The 17,350-nt window shown below is 29.3% G+C and carries 15 protein-coding genes and 1 pseudogene; 8 read left to right on the plus strand and 8 right to left on the minus strand.

Going from position 1 to position 17,350, the window contains the following annotated elements:
- The first annotated feature begins 80 nt into the window (after positions 1–80).
- Genes L8X30_RS03325 through L8X30_RS03350 form a run of 6 tightly spaced genes read left to right on the plus strand, consistent with a single transcriptional unit; the run spans position 81 to position 5,899 of the window.
- Positions 81–1,928, plus strand: a complete 1,848-nt coding sequence (locus tag L8X30_RS03325; RefSeq protein WP_263678992.1) for a FapA family protein — start codon at positions 81–83, stop codon at positions 1,926–1,928.
- Positions 1,929–1,933: 5 nt separating this feature from the next.
- Complete coding sequence (gene ruvA / locus L8X30_RS03330) at positions 1,934–2,485, plus strand: Holliday junction branch migration protein RuvA (RefSeq protein ID WP_263678993.1); 552 nt, start codon at positions 1,934–1,936, stop codon at positions 2,483–2,485.
- Between the two features lie 16 nt (positions 2,486–2,501).
- Positions 2,502–3,542: a D-alanine--D-alanine ligase gene (locus L8X30_RS03335; protein WP_263678995.1), complete on the plus strand. Its 1,041-nt coding sequence runs from the start codon at positions 2,502–2,504 to the stop codon at positions 3,540–3,542.
- 2 nt (positions 3,543–3,544) lie between these two features.
- Positions 3,545–3,760, plus strand: coding sequence for a type II toxin-antitoxin system Phd/YefM family antitoxin (locus L8X30_RS03340; RefSeq protein WP_012661347.1), 216 nt, complete (start codon positions 3,545–3,547; stop codon positions 3,758–3,760).
- Positions 3,761–3,762: 2 nt separating this feature from the next.
- Positions 3,763–4,506, plus strand: coding sequence for an alpha/beta fold hydrolase (locus tag L8X30_RS03345; protein WP_263678997.1), 744 nt, complete (start codon positions 3,763–3,765; stop codon positions 4,504–4,506).
- Positions 4,499–5,899 carry a Mur ligase family protein gene (locus L8X30_RS03350; RefSeq protein WP_263678998.1) on the plus strand — a complete coding sequence of 467 codons (1,401 nt, stop codon included), beginning with the start codon at positions 4,499–4,501 and terminating at the stop codon, positions 5,897–5,899. Before L8X30_RS03345 ends, L8X30_RS03350 begins: the two co-directional genes overlap by 8 nt.
- Before the next feature lie 11 nt (positions 5,900–5,910).
- On the opposite strand, the gene flgH is transcribed toward L8X30_RS03350, so the two are convergent.
- On the minus strand, positions 5,911–6,612 hold the full coding sequence (gene flgH / locus L8X30_RS03355) for a flagellar basal body L-ring protein FlgH (protein ID WP_263679000.1): 702 nt from the start codon (positions 6,610–6,612) through the stop codon (positions 5,911–5,913).
- A gap of 85 nt (positions 6,613–6,697) precedes the next feature.
- On the opposite strand from flgH, the gene pta reads away from it, so the two are divergent.
- Together pta and L8X30_RS03365 are read left to right on the plus strand one after the other, a co-directional pair.
- Positions 6,698–8,167 carry a phosphate acetyltransferase gene (gene pta, locus L8X30_RS03360; RefSeq protein ID WP_263679001.1) on the plus strand — a complete coding sequence of 490 codons (1,470 nt, stop codon included), beginning with the start codon at positions 6,698–6,700 and terminating at the stop codon, positions 8,165–8,167.
- 8 nt (positions 8,168–8,175) lie between these two features.
- Positions 8,176–9,360, plus strand: a complete 1,185-nt coding sequence (locus tag L8X30_RS03365) for an acetate kinase (protein ID WP_263679002.1) — start codon at positions 8,176–8,178, stop codon at positions 9,358–9,360.
- Positions 9,361–9,388: 28 nt separating this feature from the next.
- Here the strand turns inward: L8X30_RS03365 and L8X30_RS03370 are convergent, their stop codons facing one another.
- The 7 genes and pseudogenes from L8X30_RS03370 to ppa form a co-directional block, all read right to left on the minus strand.
- Positions 9,389–10,159: a MetQ/NlpA family ABC transporter substrate-binding protein gene (locus L8X30_RS03370; RefSeq protein ID WP_220516277.1), complete on the minus strand. Its 771-nt coding sequence runs from the start codon at positions 10,157–10,159 to the stop codon at positions 9,389–9,391.
- A 68-nt stretch (positions 10,160–10,227) separates the two neighbouring features.
- Positions 10,228–11,433, minus strand: a complete 1,206-nt coding sequence (locus tag L8X30_RS03375; RefSeq protein WP_263679004.1) for a glycosyltransferase — start codon at positions 11,431–11,433, stop codon at positions 10,228–10,230.
- 9 nt (positions 11,434–11,442) lie between these two features.
- A pseudogene (locus tag L8X30_RS03380) lies at positions 11,443–12,105 on the minus strand (methionine ABC transporter permease); the annotation flags it as partial.
- Positions 12,102–13,058, minus strand: coding sequence for a methionine ABC transporter ATP-binding protein (locus tag L8X30_RS03385; RefSeq protein ID WP_263679005.1), 957 nt, complete (start codon positions 13,056–13,058; stop codon positions 12,102–12,104). The gene L8X30_RS03385 and the pseudogene L8X30_RS03380, both read right to left, overlap by 4 nt.
- A 3-nt stretch (positions 13,059–13,061) precedes the next feature.
- Positions 13,062–15,674, minus strand: a complete 2,613-nt coding sequence (locus L8X30_RS03390; protein WP_263679006.1) for a valine--tRNA ligase — start codon at positions 15,672–15,674, stop codon at positions 13,062–13,064.
- 78 nt (positions 15,675–15,752) lie between these two features.
- On the minus strand, positions 15,753–16,784 hold the full coding sequence (locus L8X30_RS03395) for a hypothetical protein (RefSeq protein ID WP_263679008.1): 1,032 nt from the start codon (positions 16,782–16,784) through the stop codon (positions 15,753–15,755).
- Positions 16,785–16,821: 37 nt separating this feature from the next.
- Positions 16,822–17,340, minus strand: a complete 519-nt coding sequence (gene ppa, locus L8X30_RS03400; protein WP_120759358.1) for an inorganic diphosphatase — start codon at positions 17,338–17,340, stop codon at positions 16,822–16,824.
- Positions 17,341–17,350 lie beyond the last annotated feature (10 nt).

The following is a 17,350-nucleotide window of genomic DNA, read 5'->3' on the forward strand; positions in this document are numbered from 1 at the left end:
TAGTAGCAATAATTTTAACTAAATTTTGATTTTATTTTTGCTAAAATCAAAATTTTATACACAATAAGGAAGCTTAAGCTATGGAAGAGAAGAAAATTTTATATACTAAAGACCCTTATAAAGAGCTTTTGATATTTGCTTCTGAAAATAAATGCGAAGTTGATGAACTTGATTTTAGATTATTAAGTTTTAGTACTTCTTATACTTATGATAATCAAGAATGGATAAAAGTTAATGAAAAAGAATTAAAAATTTTTGAAGAAGATGAAAAATTTTTAATTCATGATTTAAGTATAGAGCAAGAGTATAAAATAGAAATTTATTTTAAAAAATTTGCACACTCACCAACTTTTGAGATTAGTTTATATACCAACGAAATTTGTACTTTATTAAAAGCTAGTGTTAAAGCCAGTGAAATTATTGCTTTTCATGATAAATTGGCGCTAGAACTTTTAGAAGCTATTTACAAAGCGATGATAAAAGAAAAATATTTACTTGGATTTAGAATTTTTGATTTTAAAAAGCAAATTATTGATTTTAATACCAAAGTTAAAGAAAAGCAAAAATTTGATTTTGAAGTTGAATTTGAAGTATGTAAGGGGGTTAATCCACAAGAGCCTACAAATGAAGAAATTCAATATCACTACCTAGAAAATCTAAAAAAGCACAATGATGTGATGAATAGAAACTATGTAGCACCCATAGGAAAAGATGAGGTGGCTATTGAGAGGATTAAACCAAAAGAGGGTAGCGATGGCAAGGATTTAAGATTTAAAATTTTAAAAGCACTTCCGCCAAAAACAAATAAAGAAAAAGTTGTTTGTTCGGATAATTTTGAAGTTAAAGAAGATGATGAAAGCATAAAATATATTGCCAAAAAAGATGGCTTTATTATCCAAAAAAAATCTATTTATGAGATAGAAAATTATTTAGAATTTAATAAGGTTGATTTTAAAAGTACGGGTTCTATTTGGGCGGGTTTTGATAAACAAGTTATCATTGTGATTAAAAATACAAATAGTTTAGAAGATGCAATAGGTCCTAGGATTACTGTTGAAGCTCAAGAATTAGAAGTTACTGGTAATATGGCTCAAGATTCTGTTTTAAGAGGTAAAAAAGTAATTCTTAAAGGTAATATGCATCATAAAAGCACTATTATAGGGCAAAAGGTTGAGGTTAATATCTTAAGAGGATATTGTGAGGCCGAGGAAGTTTTTGCTGAAACTTTAGAAAATGGTTCTATCAAGGCTAAAAAAGTAAATATTAAAAAGGCTGTGGGTGGGGAGATTATTGCGGATGAAATTTACATACAAGAGCTTGGTGGTAATTGTTTGTGTATTGCTAAAAGCTTGATTCATGTTGAAAAAGTTCAAGGAAGTGGCAATAAACTTGTAATTCAAGATCTCAAAGCTTTTGATAAAGAAAAAAGTGGAGAAGAGATACTTTTGCATATTGAAGAGTTAAAAAAAGAACAAGAAAATTTAGTCAAAGAAATTGAAGAAACCAAGCATACTATCCATGTGAGTAAAGATTCTGTGAGAATTTTGCAGCAAAAGGCAAAAGAATTAATGAGTGCAAAAAGAGCTGTGCCACAGGCTTATAAGATTACTATTAAAGATTTTAATCAAAAGATTGAAAATTTAAATATTTTAGCTAATAAAATAGAAACCTTAAAAGAAGAAGAAAAAACAAATATAGAAAAGCTTAAAAAAATTCAAGATGAACTTTTAAAATCAAAAATTATTAATAAAAGTGGAAAATGGACGGATTTAAACGAGGTTAAATTTGTTTTATTAAATCCTAGAAAAGAATTAAGCTATCATCCTCATAGTGAAGAAAAAATTCAATGTTTTGAGCTTGAAAAAATAGATACTGAAAACGGGATGAGTGTTTATGAAATTCGCTCTATTAGTAATTACAAGGAATAAGCTAAATGATAGTGGCAATTGAAGGAATAGTGAGTAAAAAAGAACCTACTTTTGTTGTTTTAAAAACTTCAAGTGGGGTAAGTTATGGTGTTTATGTGTCGCTTTTTTGCTCAAGTAATTTTGAAAAAGATCAAAAGGTTGAGTTTTTAATCACACAAATTATCAAAGAAGACTCTCATAAATTATATGGATTTTTAGATATTAATGAGCAAAGAATGTTTGAATTATTAATTAAAATTAGTGGTATAGGAGCAACTACTGCTATGGCGCTTTGCTCAAGCTTAGATACTAATACTTTTTATGCGGCTTTGCAAAGTGGTGATGAGAGTGTATTTAAAAAGGTTCCTGGTATTGGTCCAAAGAGTGCAAAAAGAATTATAGCTGAGTTAAGTGATGCAAAAATCAATATAGAAAATTCCAATCAAGACCAAGCACAAGCTTTGGCAGCTTTACTTTCACTTGGTTTTAAACAAGAAAATATTTTAAAGGTTTTAAGAACTTGTGAGAGTAAAAATACTAGTGAGCTTATTAAAGAGGCTTTGAAAAAATTAGCATAATAAAAGGAAAAATATAATGATATATGGTGTAATTTTTGGTGCAAATTCTTATGAGCATGAAATTAGCATTGTGAGTGCTGTAGTATTAAAAAAAGTACTCAAAGCGCAAAAAAAATTTATATTTTGTGATAAAAATAAAGAATTTTTTCTTATAGATGAAGAAAAAATGAATGCAAAAACTTTTAGTAGTGGTGCTTATAAAAAAGAAAAAGCCTTGGTGCTAAAGCAGGGTGGGTTTTTTATAAAAACTATGTTAGGCGAGAAAAAACTTGACATTGATGTAGCGGTAAATATCGTACATGGAAAAGATGGCGAAGATGGCAAAATAGCTGCTTTGCTTGATTTTTATGGTATAAAATACATAGGACCGCGCATAGAAGCTAGTGTTTTATCTTTTAATAAGGTTTTAACTAAACTTTATGCACAAAGTGTAGGGGTAAAAACACTTGATTATAAGGTTTTAAATTTGCATAAAGAGCAAAATGTTTCTTTAGACTTTCCTTGCATCTTAAAGCCTGCAAGATTAGGTAGTAGCATAGGTATAAGTATAGTTAAAGATGAAAGTGAGCTTAAATATGCTAAAGATGTTGCTTTTGAATTTGATGAGGATGTTGTGGTTGAAAAATTTGTAAGCAATATTAAAGAATATAACTTAGCAGGTTGTATGATAGGTGAAAAAATGGAATTTTCTATCATTGAAGAGCCTAGAAAAAATGAAATTTTAGATTTTGAACAAAAATATTTAGGTTTTTCAGAAAGTTCTAAAGTCGGTGAAGCAAATATTAGTGAAGAATTAAAGCAAAAACTAAGAGATAATTTTACGAGAATTTACAATCCTTTATTTAAAGGAGCTTTGATTCGCTGTGATTTTTTTGTGATAGGTGATGAGGTTTATTTAAATGAGATCAATCCAAACCCAGGATCATTGGCAAATTATTTATTTGAAGATTTTACCAATACAGTTGATAATTTAGCTAAAAATATAGAGCTAGAAAAGCAAATTAAGATCGATTATGCTTTTATTCACAGTATTAATGGACAAAAAGGTAAGTTATAATCATGGCTACTTTTAGCAAAGATGAAATTTATACTGCAACTGAAGTAGTAAGAAATTTCAGTACTATGCTTGAAAAAACAAAAAAGAGCGAAAACGGTAGAGTGGTGATAGTAAAAAATAATAAATTTGAAGCCGTGCTTTTAAGTTTTGAAGAATATGAGCGTTTAAATGAAGCTGTAATGCTTTTAGAAAAGATTTATAAAGATAAAAAAGGCTAGAAATGGCAAAAACTAGAGTATATTCTAATGGATATTTTTATAATTTAAGTTATGAAATCATCAATCCAAAATGTGAAAAAACAATTCTTATTTTACACGGTTGGGGTGCTAATAAAGAGCTTATGAAACAAGCTTTTGAAAAGCCTTTGAGTGATTTTAAACAAATTTATTTAGATTTACCTGGTTTTGGAAATTCAAGCATAGATGCACCTATGGATTCTTATGCTTATGCCAAGGTTGTAGAAGACTTTTTAACTACAATTGAGCAAAAAACAGATTATTTAATGGGGCATTCTTTTGGCGGAAAAGTTGCGACTATTATGTGTCAAAATGCTAATTTTCAGGGTTTGATTTTACTTTCTAGTGCAGGTGTGGTTTTGCCAAAAAGCTTTAAAGTGAGGTTTAAAATAGCCTTGTTTAAAATTTTAAAAAATCTTCCTTATGGGGATTTTTGGAGGAAATTTTTTATTAGTAAAGACGCTCAAGGCATGAGTGAAGTGATGTATGAAACCTTTAAGAAGGTTGTTAATGAAAATTTAGAAAATGAATTTCAAAAGCTTAAAAACCCTATTTTGATTTTTTGGGGTAATGAAGATAAGGCTACGCCTTTAAAAAGTGGAGCGATTATCCACTCTCTAGCACAAAAAGGGAAATTTTTTGCATTAGATGGGGATCATTTTTTCTTTTTAAAACATGCTGATTTTATAAATGAAAAAATACATGAGGAATTTTTAAAAAATGATTAGTATGATAGCCTTTTTAAGTTTGAATTTTTTACTTGGATTTTACCTGATTTTAGGTTTGCAATGGTATTCTTATAAATTCTCACGCATAATTTTACATTTTGCTAAGCCTTTGTGGCATTTATATTTTTTAATAATTCCTTATTTTGCTTTTGTGTTTTCTTTGTATAGTGGAAATTTTTATTTATATTTTATAGTTTTTGCTTTATCTTTGTTATATGGTGGATACTTATATAAAAATTTAGATAAAAAGCTAGTTTTTACTGCTAGGATTAAGCGTTATTTTTTATTTTTGTCGCTTTTTACTTTAGTATTTATGCCATTTTTTTGGATAGGTTTAGAAGCTTTAGTAGCTGCATTTTTATTAAGCTTTTTAGTAGAAAAAATAAACCAAAATATATTTATAAAAAAGGCAAATAAAAAGATTTGTGATAATCCAAATTTAAAAATTATTCTAATTACTGCAAGTTTTGGAAAAACAAGTATAAAAAATTTTTTATACGAACTTTTAAAAGATGAGTTTAAGTGCTATAAAACTCCAAGAAGTGTTAATACTTTCATGGGTATAGTAAAAGATATCAATGAAAATTTAGAAAGTAATACTGAAATTTATATCGTAGAAGCTGGCGCAAGAGAGCAAAATGATATTTTAGAAATTACAGAGTTTTTAAATCCTCAAATTTGTATAGTAGGTGAGATTGGTTTGGCGCATTTGGAGTATTTTAAAACTCAAGATAACATCCGTAGTGCTAAGTTGCAAGCTTTAAAATCCAAACGTTTGGAAAAATACTTTTTACACTCAAGCACCTTATATGAAAATGAATTTTATGATAATTGTTTAAGTGATGTTAGGGCAAGTTTAGAAGGTTTAGATTTTAAAGTAAGATTAGATGATAATATTTATGATTTTCATGCGAATTTATTAGGTGCTTTTAATGCTTATAATATTAGCGTGTGTATTTTACTTGCTCATTATTTAGGAATAAAAATAGAAAATATTATAAAAAGCGTATTAAATTTAAAAGCAGTAGAGCATCGTTTGCAAGTGATTTCTAAAGAGCCTAAATTTATTATAGATGATGGTTTTAATGGAAATTTTAAAGGTATGAGTCAAAGCTATGAGCTTTGTAAAAACTATCAAGGAAGAAAAATTTTGGTAACCCCTGGTATAGTTGAAGTTAATGAGGAAGAAAATATAAAATTATGCAAGATAATCAATGAATGTTTTGATTTTGTAATTATTACTTCAGAGGCTAATAGCGCGATTTTGCAAAAACATATTGCATTAGATTTTTATGTATTAAAAGAAAAATCTCAACTTGTGCAAGCTTTATCAAAATTAACCCAAAATGGAGATTTGATTTTATTTTCTAATGATGCGCCAAGTTTTATGTAAAACCATTTAGCTTAAAAAGGCCAAATGGTTTCCATGAATTTTGTCCCCCAAGGCTTACGCGTTGATTTATCTATATCACCTTCTGTTTTATAAAGAATTTTTGCATCAGCTATGTATTTACTATCTATCATATTATCTTGAGAAATATCATAAGGTCTTATAACCCCACTTAGCTGAATGATTTGTTTTTCACCGTTAATTAAAAGCTCACGACTTCCTTCTATAAAATAATTTCCATTAGATAAAACTTTAATCACTCTAGCAGAAATGGTGGTCTGGAAATTTTCACTTCTAGTTTGGCTTCCTGTGCCTTGATATTGTGAAGTGCTTGCTGTGGTATAACCTATGTTTGTATAATCATTGATAAAATCTCTAGCTTTGCTAAGTCCAGCAGCAGTGGTTACTTGTCCTCCGCCCAAATTAACATTATTGTTTTTACTTGTAGCTTTAGAGCCTTGTGAGTTTTGTGTGGCATTCTCTCTAATGACTACGGTAACTAAATCATTTACATTCATTGCTTTTTTATCAGAAAATAAAGGATTATCTCCTTTACCAAATAGCGATCCAGGATTGCTTTGGGTGTTATGATTTTGCTTTGGAGCCAATTCTTCTACATAAGTTGGAGGTTTCATGTTAATATGCGGATCGACTGTGGCGCTACAACCAAACATTACAAAAGGTAACAAGTAAAAATTAACATTTTTAAATTTCATAGCTTTATAACCTTATATTATTGTGATGAATTTTAAAATTATTATATTACAAAAAAACAATTATTTTGTTAAAAAAGAGGAAAAAATGAAATCCATGTTTTTATTAAATTGTGTTGATGAGAAATTTTTAACACAGTCTTTAGAAAAAGTTCAAGGTAAAATAGCTTTTTATTTTCCTGTTTTTTGTGAAAAAAATAAAGAAAAAATTGCTTTAATATGCTCAAAAACCAATTTCAAGATAGATTTTTTTAGTAGTTTTGAAAAAAATGATTATCAAAGCAAATTTGCTCAAAATTCAAATGATTTTTTTAAAAAAATAATTCAAGATTATGAAAAATTAAAAAAAGAAAATGATTTTGTTATAGTGGTTGGAGTAGATGATTTTGGCTTGATGGGAGATTTGGGTTTAAATATAGCCTTAGCTAAAGAGCTAAATGCCCCATTATATGCAAAAAGTCAAGATGAAAATCATACTATGTTAAATTTTTTACTAAGTCAAAAGCTTAGCGACTTTGTTTTGTTAAAAGAAAATGAAGATTTTACTCAGGATTTATTACAAGAATATACCTATAAAACTCAGGCAAGATTTTCTTATGAGCTTTTTGAAAAAGCAAAAGCAGATAAAAAAATAGTGGTTTTACCTGAAAGTTTTGATGAAAGAGTGTTAAAAGCTAGCGAGTTTTTAATGCAAAATGAGATTGTTGATTTGATTTTGCTAGGTGATAGCAATGAAATTTGTGCTAAAGCTAATAGTTTAAATATCAATATCGATGGTGTACGTATTATAAATCCTAAAAATTCTCAATATAATGAAGAATTTGAAGAGCTTTTGTATGAAGCTAGAAAAAGTAAAGGCATGAGTAAAGAAGAAGCCAAAAAGTTAGTGCAAGATAAAACTTATTTTGCGACCTTGCTTGTACATACTCAAAAAGCGCATGCTATGGTAAGTGGTGCGAGTACAACTACTGCTGAAACTATTCGTCCTGCCTTGCAAATCATCAAAACAAAACCTGATGTAAGTTTGGTTTCTGGTATGTTTTTTATGTCTTTAGAAGATAAAGTTTTGGTTTTTGCTGATTGTGCTGTTATGCCAAATCCAACTCCTGAGCAACTTGCTGAAATTGCTTATGTGAGCGCAAATAGCGCTAAAGCTTTTGGGCTTGAACCTAAAGTGGCTTTGCTTTCATATTCTAGTGGAGATAGTGGAAGCGGGGCTAGCGTGGATGCAATTAAAGAAGCTACTAAAATAGCTAAAGAAAAATATCCTCAACTTGAGCTAGAAGGTCCTATCCAATTTGATGCAGCATATGATATGCTAACAGCAAAAAGTAAATTGCCAAATTCTAAAGTAGCAGGAAGAGCAAATGTATATGTGTTTCCTGATTTAAATGCGGCAAATATTTGTTATAAAGCAGTTCAAAGAACGGCAAATTCTTTAGCGATTGGTCCGATTTTACAAGGTCTTAAAAAGCCGATTAATGATTTAAGTAGAGGTTGTTTGGTAGAAGATATTGTTAATACTGTGATTTTAAGTGCTATTCAAGCACAAGAATAAGGAGAAAAATGAAAATATTAGTTTTAAATTCAGGTTCATCTTCAATTAAATTTAAGCTTTTTGAAAAAGATGAGGCTTTAGCATCTGGTTTGGTGGAAAAAATAGGCGAGCAAAGCTCTAAAATAGAATTAAAAGATCTAAAAAGTGGTCAAAAATACAAAAAAGAATTGGCGATTAAAGATCATGAACAAGGTATTGAATTAGTAAATGAATTATTTGCTCAAAGTGGAATTTTACATGATTTAAATGAACTTGATGGATGTGGACATAGGATAGTTCATGGAGGCCCAAATTTAACCAAGCATTGTTTGGTGGATGATGAAATTTTAAAAGAAATTGATAGAGTTGCTCACATAGCACCTTTACATAATCCTGCGCATTTAATAGGTATTAAAACTATGATAAAAGCCGCTCCACAAGTTCCTAATGTGACAGTTTTTGACACAGCTTTTCATCAAAGTATGCCTGATTATGCTTATATGTATGCTTTGCCTTATGAGTTTTATGAAAAACACCAAGTTAGAAAATACGGCTTTCACGGTACATCACATTCTTATGTAAGCAAGCAAGCTGCGCATATACTTGGTAAAGATATTAATGAATTTAATGCAATTAGCGCTCATCTTGGAAATGGTGCGAGTGTTTGTGCTATAGAAAATGGAAAATGCGTAGATACTTCTATGGGCTTTACACCGCTAGAAGGTTTGATTATGGGAACTAGATGTGGAGATATTGATCCTGCTGTATTGCCATTTTTGGCAAAAGAATTAAATTTAAACCCGTCTGATTTAGACACTATAATGAATAAAAAAAGTGGTGTTTATGGAATTTGTGGGTTTAATGACTTTAGAGATATTGAAGCTCAAATTGAACAAAATAACGAAAAAGCAAGACTTGCTCTTGATATGTTTTGTTATCGTTTGAGTAAATATATCGGTTCTTATTTTGCGATTTTGCCTAGAGTTGATGCATTGATTTTTACAGCTGGTATAGGCGAAAATGATGATATTGTTAGAGCAAAAGTATGCCAAAGGCTAACGCATTTGGGATTTGATATAGATTTAGATAAAAATGCACAGCTTAGAAGTGGTGAGATTAATAAAAAAGACTCTAGAATTAAAATTTTAATTGTTCCAACAGAAGAAGAATTAGAAATAGCTAAAATTACCACAGAGCTTATTAAAAATAAATAACCTTGAGTTTTAAAACTCAAGGTTTGTTTTAAAATGCAGGGACTACTGCACCTTGGTATTTTTCATTGATAAAATCTTTTACTTTTTGACTTTGTAAAGCCTTTACTAAAGCCTTGATTTTAGGATTGTCTTTATTATCTTGAGTGGTTACTAAGATATTTGCATAAGGACTTTCTTTGCTTTCTATTAAAATAGAATCTTTTACAGGATTTAAATTTGCTGATAAGGCATAGTTTGAATTAATCACTGCAAAATCAACATCATCTAAAGCTCTTGGAAGTTGTGCTGCTTTTAACTCTTTAAATTTGATATTTTTTGGATTATCTTTAATATCAAGTGGAGTTTTTAATGCAGCATTTTCAAAACTAACGAGCTTTGTGCTAGCGATAATATCCAAAGCTCTGCTTTCATTTGTTGGATCATTTGGTACAGCTATGGTAGCATTTTGTGGAAGATCTTGGATGTTTTTATATTTTTTAGAATAAACTGCCATTGGTTCGATGTGAATTTTTGCAACGCTAATTAATTTTGTGCCTTTATTAGCATTAAACTCATCTAAATAAGGCTGATGTTGGAAAAAATTTGCATCAAGTTCTTTACTATCTGTACTAAGATTTGGTAAAACATAGTCATTAAATTCTTTAATTTCCAATGTGTAACCTTCTTTTTTTAGCAAATCTTTAGTTTGTTCTAAAATTTCAGCATGAGGAACAGGTGTTGCACCTACAGTGATAACTTCATTAGCAAATAAACTTGCACCTAAAATTGTGCTTGCAGCGAGCAATTTTAACAATTTCATTTTAACTCCTTTTTATAGTTTAAAATGCTTGATTATATTATAAAAATATTAATAAGATAAGAAAAGTTTTATTTTTGTTTGTTTTTATATTCTTTGGCAAAATGTTTAAGTTCTTTTATAAATTTTATATAACCACCTTTGTGCCAATTTTTTTGAGCCTTAATGAGAGCTTGTCCGATTTTATAAGAATAAGTATTTTGATTTTTAATACCTTCGCTTTTATAATCATCATAGCTTGATAAAGGTGGAAGTTTAAGATAAGGTTTTGTTTTTAAATCTTTTTGATATTGCTTGGCAAGTTTTGTGTGTTTATAGTAAATCTTTAGTAGAGTAAAAGGTAAAAAAGGAATTTTTTTCTTATTTTTAGTACATTCTATAAAAGCATAACCTAGTTTGTATGATAAATGATATCTTATTCTTGCTTTTGCTTGAGTGTTAATAGCTTTTATTCCATCTAAATATCTACTTCCACCAAGTTTTAACCATTTTTCATAATACTCTTGCCATTTAGGCCATGTTTGATTGCATAAAACATTATTCCAAAAACGATTATTACTACCTTCAGCATGTGTTATAGAAGCTTTTTGTGATAAATTGGTTCTATAATCAATATTTCCATTATAAGTATCTTTTAAATCTTTTATTTTAAATTTGTGTTCTAGCACCAGTAGTGTAAACAATCCTTGATCGTTTAAATTTTGAATGTTTTCGTTTAAATGTTTATATATAAATTGATAACACTGCAAAGGATTAGGTATAAGATCGGTAAAGACTAAAATTCCAGTTAAATACGTACGTTTTTGATGATGCTCTTTTTTTGCAGGCAGGCTTTCAAGAAGCAAAGTTTTACCTAATCTTGCACCAAAATGATATTTTCTAGCTCTTAATTTACTAAGTTCATCTATACTTTTTAAAAGCAAAACATCAAAATCAAGATAAATAATACTCTCGCATTCATCTAAAAACTTAAAAGCTTCAAATCTTGCAAAAGCCATATGCGTCCATCTTTTTAAGAAAAATAAATTATCAATATCATTTTGATTTTTACTAAGAGTGGCTAAAAAATCTTCTTGAGTAAAAGGAATAAATTTAATTGTTTTGTTTTTAACAATTTTTTGCATGATATTTTGATCATTCAAGCTAAAGCCATCATGTAAAATATAAAATACATCCACCTTTTCACCCATAACATCCATGATATTAATGAGCAAGGTTCCTATGGTAAAGCTTGAATTTTTAGTTGCTGCTAGCAAAATACCAAGTTTATGTTTCATTGTTTATCTTTTGGTGATTTTATAAAGAATATTTCCTATAAATTGTATGATTTGCACTAGTATAATTAAAATCACAACAGTTTGAATCATAATATCAGTTCTAAAACGTTCATATCCATAGCGAATAGCCACATCACCCAAGCCACCACCACCAACAGTTCCTGCCATAGCGGAAAATCCAATAACAATAATTAAAATTAAAGTAATACCATTAATAATACTTGGCAAAGCCTCACTAAACATAACTTTAAAGATGATTTGTGCTTTGCTAGCTCCATAAGATCTTGCTGCTTCAATGATAGCAGGATCAATTTCTTTAAATGCACTTTCAATCATTTTAGCTAAATAAGGTGCAATTCCTATGGTAAGTGGTACTATAGTGGCGGTTGTACCTATGCTAATGCCAATAAGATATTTTGTAAAAGGACTTAAAACTACAATGAGCACTAAAAATGGAAAAGATCTTAAAATATTAATGATAAAATCAAGCACACTATAAATGCTTTTATTTTCCCATAAGCCGCCTTTATCAGTAACAGTAAGTACAATTGCAGGGATAAGTGCAATTAAAAAGGCTAAAAAAGTGGCTGTAAAACTCATATAAAGAGTTTCCAATAATGCTGGATAAAGTATATTTTCAAAATTTCTTAAAATTGTTTCTAAGTTCATTATACAAGCTCCCAAATAACGCCATTTTCTTGTAAATAATTTAAAACTCTTTCTTGATCTTTAGCTTCTATATTGATTACTAAATTTCCTAAAGCATTGTTGTTTAGTTTTTCTATCTTACCCCAAACTATATTAAAATCAATATTTAAACTTCTAGCCATATGAGTGATTATGCTTTGGTTTGCTTTTTCTTTGCAAAAATATAAGCGTACATTAACTCCATTTTGTGGTAAAAAATCACTTTCACCTAAGAATTCACGCATTTTTTCACTTGGTTTTAAGAATAAATCTTCAATTTTCCCTTGACCTATAATTTGTCCATGCTCTAGCAATACGGCCTTTTGTGCTATTTGTTTTACTGCTTCCATTTCATGGGTTACTAATACTACGCTGATATTAAATTCTTGATTAATTTTGGCAATAAGCTCTAAAATGTTATTTGTAGTATTTGGATCAAGTGCAGAAGTAGCTTCATCGCTTAGTAAAATTTTAGGATTTAAAGCAAGGGCTCTAGCTATGGCTACTCTTTGTTTTTGTCCACCACTTAGCTCATTTGGATAAGCCTTGCTTTTAGCTAAAAGCCCTACAAGATCTAAAAGTTCATTAACTCTTTTTTGAATTGCGCTTTTATCAAAATTATGAATTTCCAAAGGCATAGCCACATTTTCAAACACATTTTTTCTACTCATAAGTGCAAAATGCTGAAAAATCATTCCTATATCTTTTCTAAATATTCTTAACTCTTTTTCTTTTAAGGTAGCTATTTCTTTACCAAAAACTTCTACGCTACCGCTTTGATAATTTTCCAAACCATTAATACATCTTAGCAAAGTTGATTTTCCTGCCCCGCTGTGTCCAACAAGAGCATAAATTTCTCCTTCTTTAACTTCTAAAGAAACATCATTTATAACTAATTCTTTGCCATAATATTTTTTAAGATTTTGTATTTTTATCACTTATTAGCCTTCTAAATTAGAAATTTCATCATTGATTTTTTCAAGTTGAGTTTTAATGCTTTCAAGTTGAGTTTTATTTTGCTCAACAACCGCAGCCGGTGCATTAGAGATAAATTTTTCATTTTTCATCATAGCATCTAGCTTGTTAAATTCTTTTTCAAGTTTTGTTTTTTGACTATTAAGTCTATTTAAAACACCGCTTAAATCAAGATCTTGAGTTGGTATAAATACTTCTAAATTCTCACTTACATCTCTAATGGATTTTTCTAAATTTGTACTAATAAACTCGATGTTTTCACATTTTGCAAGTGTTGAGATAAAATTAGTGTAATTTTTCAACTCAGCTATTAAACTCTCATCATTTAATTTTATACAAGCTTTTTGAATTTTTGCATTTGCAAGCTCTACTAGGGTTTTTGCACGGCGTAAACTCACTATGCTTTCTATAATGGTATTAAATAATTTTTCTATTTTTTCATTGCTAGAATTAAATTTAGGATATCTTGAAATCATTATAGACTCATGAGTTTGGATAGAAGTTTTACTTAACTCATGGTATAAATACTCACTAATAAATGGCATAAAAGGATTTAAAAGCTTTAATGCTTCTTTAAAAATGCTTCCAAGTTCTTTTATACTTGATTTTTCAGCCTTACTAAGCTCGATCCCCCAATCACAAAATTCATCCCAGAAAAATCTATACAAAGTATTTGCCGCATCATTAAAGCGGTAATTATCTAAATTTTCTCTTGTTTCTTTTACGCATACTTCAAAACGAGACAGCATGTATTTTGCCAAGTTAGTTTGAATTTTGCTTTTATCTAAATCTTCAAATTTTTCTTCATTTAAAAGTAAAAATTTGCTTGCATTATAAAGCTTATTCGTAAAATTTCTAACTTGTATGAGTTTGTCATTGCTTAATTTTATATCTCTACCTTGGATAGCTAAAAGAGCAAGAGTAAAACGCAAGATATCAGCGCTGTATTCATCCACACTTTGCACAGGATCAATGACATTACCTAAAGACTTACTCATTTTTCTACCTTGTTCATCTTTAACCAAAGCATGTAAATATATATCTTTAAAAGGAAGCTCACCTAAGGCATTAGTACTTTGAAACATCATTCTTGCAACCCAGAAAAATAAAATATCAAAGCCGGTGATTAATAAAGAATTTGGATAAAAATCTTTTAAATCATCTTCATGCCAAAGTGTGTTTTTGCCCCAGTCTTTATTACCCCAACCTAAAGTACTCATAGCCCAAAGACCAGAAGAAAACCAAGTGTCTAAAACATCAGGGTCTTGTTTGAAATTAGTGCTTTGGCATTTTGGACATTGACTTGGAGTTTCTTCGTTTGCCCATTCATGAGAACATTCACAATAATACACAGGAATTTGATGACCCCACCAAAGTTGTCTTGAAATACACCAATCTTTTAAATCTCTCATCCAGGCATTAAAACTATTAATCCAATGCGCAGGGTAAAATTTACTTCCACCAAGATTAACTTTTTCTATACTTTCTTTTGCGATTTCATTTTTTACAAACCATTGTTTAGAAATGTAAGGTTCTACTACATTTTTACAACGATAGCAATATCCTACTTGATTAGTATAATCTTCTATTTTTTCAACAAAACCTTTTTCTTGTAATTCTTTTATAATAGCATCTCTTGCTTCTAATCTTTCTAAGCCTTTAAAATGCAAGCAATGTTCATTTAAAATACCTTTTTCATCAAAGATAGTAATAAATTCAAGTTTATGTCTTAAGCCTACTTCATAGTCATTATGATCATGTGCTGGGGTTACTTTCACAAAGCCTGTACCAAATTCCATATCTACATGTTCATCAGCAATAATAGGAATTTTTCTATCTATTAAAGGTAAAATGACATTTTTGCCTATTAAGTGTTTAAATCTTTCATCGTTTGGATTAACCATTACAGCACTATCGCCAAAATAAGTTTCTGGTCTTGTGGTGGCTACTACGATGTATTCTTGAGAATTTTCTAAGAAATATTTTAAATAATATAATTTTCCTTTATTTTCTTTATGCTCAACTTCTATATCGCTTAATGCTCCATCATGAGTACACCAATTTACCATGTAATTTCCACGCACAATAAGCTTTTTATCATAAAGATCTACAAAAGCTTTTTTTACTGCATTTACCAAACCCTCGTCCATAGTAAAACGCAAACGACTCCAAGCAGGAGTGATACCCAAAATTCGCATTTGCTTAACTATAGTACCACCGCTTTGTTCTTTCCACTCCCATACTTTTTTTATAAATTCTTCTCTACCGAGTTCTTCTTTTTTAATGCCTTGAGCTAAAAGTTGTTTTTCTACAACATTTTGTGTTGCAATGCCTGCATGATCAAGCCCTGGTTGATAAAGAGTCTTATAACCATCCATTCTTTTATAACGCGTTGTGATATCTTGTAAAGTACAAGTTAGGGCATGGCCTATGTGTAAAACGCCTGTTACATTAGGTGGAGGCATCATAATGCAAAAGTTTTTGCCTTTTTCTTGAATTTTTTCATTACCATTGATTTCAAAATATCCGCGTTCTTCGCAAATTTTATAATATTCTTTTTCTAGTGATTTATCATACATAATTGCTACCTTGAGAATGAAAATAAATTGTTATGTTAGCTTAAAATTGTTAAAGAAGTTTTGAAATTTAGAAATTAGTTATAAAAAACTAATTTCTACTTTACGATTATTTTGTCTTTGAGAATCAGATTTATCTTTAGTAGGATAGGTGTCTTTTCCTAAAGATTCTATTTCTATAACCTCAGTAAAGCTAAAGAAATGTTTAGCCACATTCATTGCTCTATTTAATCCTATCATGTAGTTTGCAAAAGTGCTACCTCTATCGTCTGCATAACCTTGAATTTTGATTCTTTTGATTATATCTTCTCTTGCTAGATTTTGATTGATTTTTTCAAGTAAATTTTCATTGCTATATTCGCTATATCCATTTCTTTCAAATAAAAATTTCAAATCAGAAATTTTAACATCTACATAATTGTATTTTTTCTTATTTTTAGCAAAAACAATATCTTTATTATATATGCTTAATTTCATATTGTCGTTTGATAGCATATCGATAAAAATAGTTAAATTATAGTCTTGAGAATTAACTTTAACAGGATTAATCATTTCTTTTAGCATATCAATTCTATAATCACTTAAGCTTTTTCCATTTAATACATAAACTTTAACAAAATCATCACTCAAGCTTGGCTCATATCTGCTAGTTTTGCCTTTTGCAATGTATTCTTGCATGGTATTTTTATATTTTGTTGTTTTTTCTTTTTTTACGCTTGTTTGTTTGTTGTTTTCAACGAGAACTTTTTCTTCTTCTTGGGTTACTTTAGGTGTAATAGTTTCATTTTTAGAAACTTCAGCCATATTTGTTTGGGTTGTTAGCGCAACTTCTTGAGTACTTGTATTTTCATCTATGATAGGATTATTTTGTACTGGAGTTTCTTCTTTTAAGGGCTCTTGAACTGTTTGTTGTGATTGATAAGTATTATCACTTATATTATTTCTTTCTTGATTGTATTGAGTACTTGGTGGAGTGTAGCTTTGATAAGAACTACTTTTTTTATAATCGTATACATAAGTATTTGAATCATCTTCAAAATACCACATATAAAAACCAATACTAGCGCCTATTAGCACCACAAAAGCTATACTAAAAGCAATAATACTTTTCATTTTTTATCCTTTGTGAAGTCCTTAAAAGGACTTTTGATTATTTATAATTTTTAATAGAATTTTCTAAAATTTCACTTGCTTTTTCAATGCCTGCAAATTCTTTTACTTTTACCCATTTGTTTGGTTCAAGCATTTTATATGTTTCAAAGAAATTTTTGATTTTATCTAAGCTTGCTTTTGGTAAATCATCTAAACTTTTAATATTATCATATCTTGGATCAATTTTACTTACAGGAACAGCAAGTAATTTTTCATCCATACCGCTTTCATCTTCCATTAATAATACCCCTATTAAACGACAAGGAATCACAGCTCCTGCCTGGATAGGGTATTCATTTAAAACCAAAACATCAATAGGATCGCCATCATCTGCAAGAGTATTTGGTATAAACCCATAGTTTGCCGGATAAAACATAGCTGAATACATCACACGATCAACCATGATGGCTCCGCTTTCTTTATCAAGCTCGTATTTAATGTTTGATCCATAAGGAATTTCAATAACTGCATTAAGTTTGTTTGGCACTTCTCCAACTTTGATTTTGCTAATATCCATTTTTTATCCT

This window comes from Campylobacter sp. CNRCH_2015_0338h, from assembly GCF_025772785.1.
GTDB lineage: Bacteria > Campylobacterota > Campylobacteria > Campylobacterales > Campylobacteraceae > Campylobacter_D.

Bases quoted from the DNA above. Each gene is read 5' to 3' on its own strand.
- L8X30_RS03375 (WP_263679004.1), bottom strand. From the start codon at position 11,433: ATGAAACATAAACTTGGTATTTTGCTAGCAGCAACTAAAAATTCAAGC.
- L8X30_RS03365 (WP_263679002.1), top strand. From the start codon at position 8,176: ATGAAAATATTAGTTTTAAATTCAGGTTCATCTTCAATTAAATTTAAG.
- L8X30_RS03345 (WP_263678997.1), top strand. From the start codon at position 3,763: ATGGCAAAAACTAGAGTATATTCTAATGGATATTTTTATAATTTAAGT.
- ruvA (WP_263678993.1), top strand. From the start codon at position 1,934: ATGATAGTGGCAATTGAAGGAATAGTGAGTAAAAAAGAACCTACTTTT.
- ppa (WP_120759358.1), bottom strand. From the start codon at position 17,340: ATGGATATTAGCAAAATCAAAGTTGGAGAAGTGCCAAACAAACTTAAT.
- L8X30_RS03395 (WP_263679008.1), bottom strand. From the start codon at position 16,784: ATGAAAAGTATTATTGCTTTTAGTATAGCTTTTGTGGTGCTAATAGGC.
- L8X30_RS03325 (WP_263678992.1), top strand. From the start codon at position 81: ATGGAAGAGAAGAAAATTTTATATACTAAAGACCCTTATAAAGAGCTT.
- L8X30_RS03350 (WP_263678998.1), top strand. From the start codon at position 4,499: ATGATTAGTATGATAGCCTTTTTAAGTTTGAATTTTTTACTTGGATTT.
- L8X30_RS03335 (WP_263678995.1), top strand. From the start codon at position 2,502: ATGATATATGGTGTAATTTTTGGTGCAAATTCTTATGAGCATGAAATT.
- L8X30_RS03390 (WP_263679006.1), bottom strand. From the start codon at position 15,674: ATGTATGATAAATCACTAGAAAAAGAATATTATAAAATTTGCGAAGAA.
- L8X30_RS03370 (WP_220516277.1), bottom strand. From the start codon at position 10,159: ATGAAATTGTTAAAATTGCTCGCTGCAAGCACAATTTTAGGTGCAAGT.
- flgH (WP_263679000.1), bottom strand. From the start codon at position 6,612: ATGAAATTTAAAAATGTTAATTTTTACTTGTTACCTTTTGTAATGTTT.
- pta (WP_263679001.1), top strand. From the start codon at position 6,698: ATGAAATCCATGTTTTTATTAAATTGTGTTGATGAGAAATTTTTAACA.
- L8X30_RS03340 (WP_012661347.1), top strand. From the start codon at position 3,545: ATGGCTACTTTTAGCAAAGATGAAATTTATACTGCAACTGAAGTAGTA.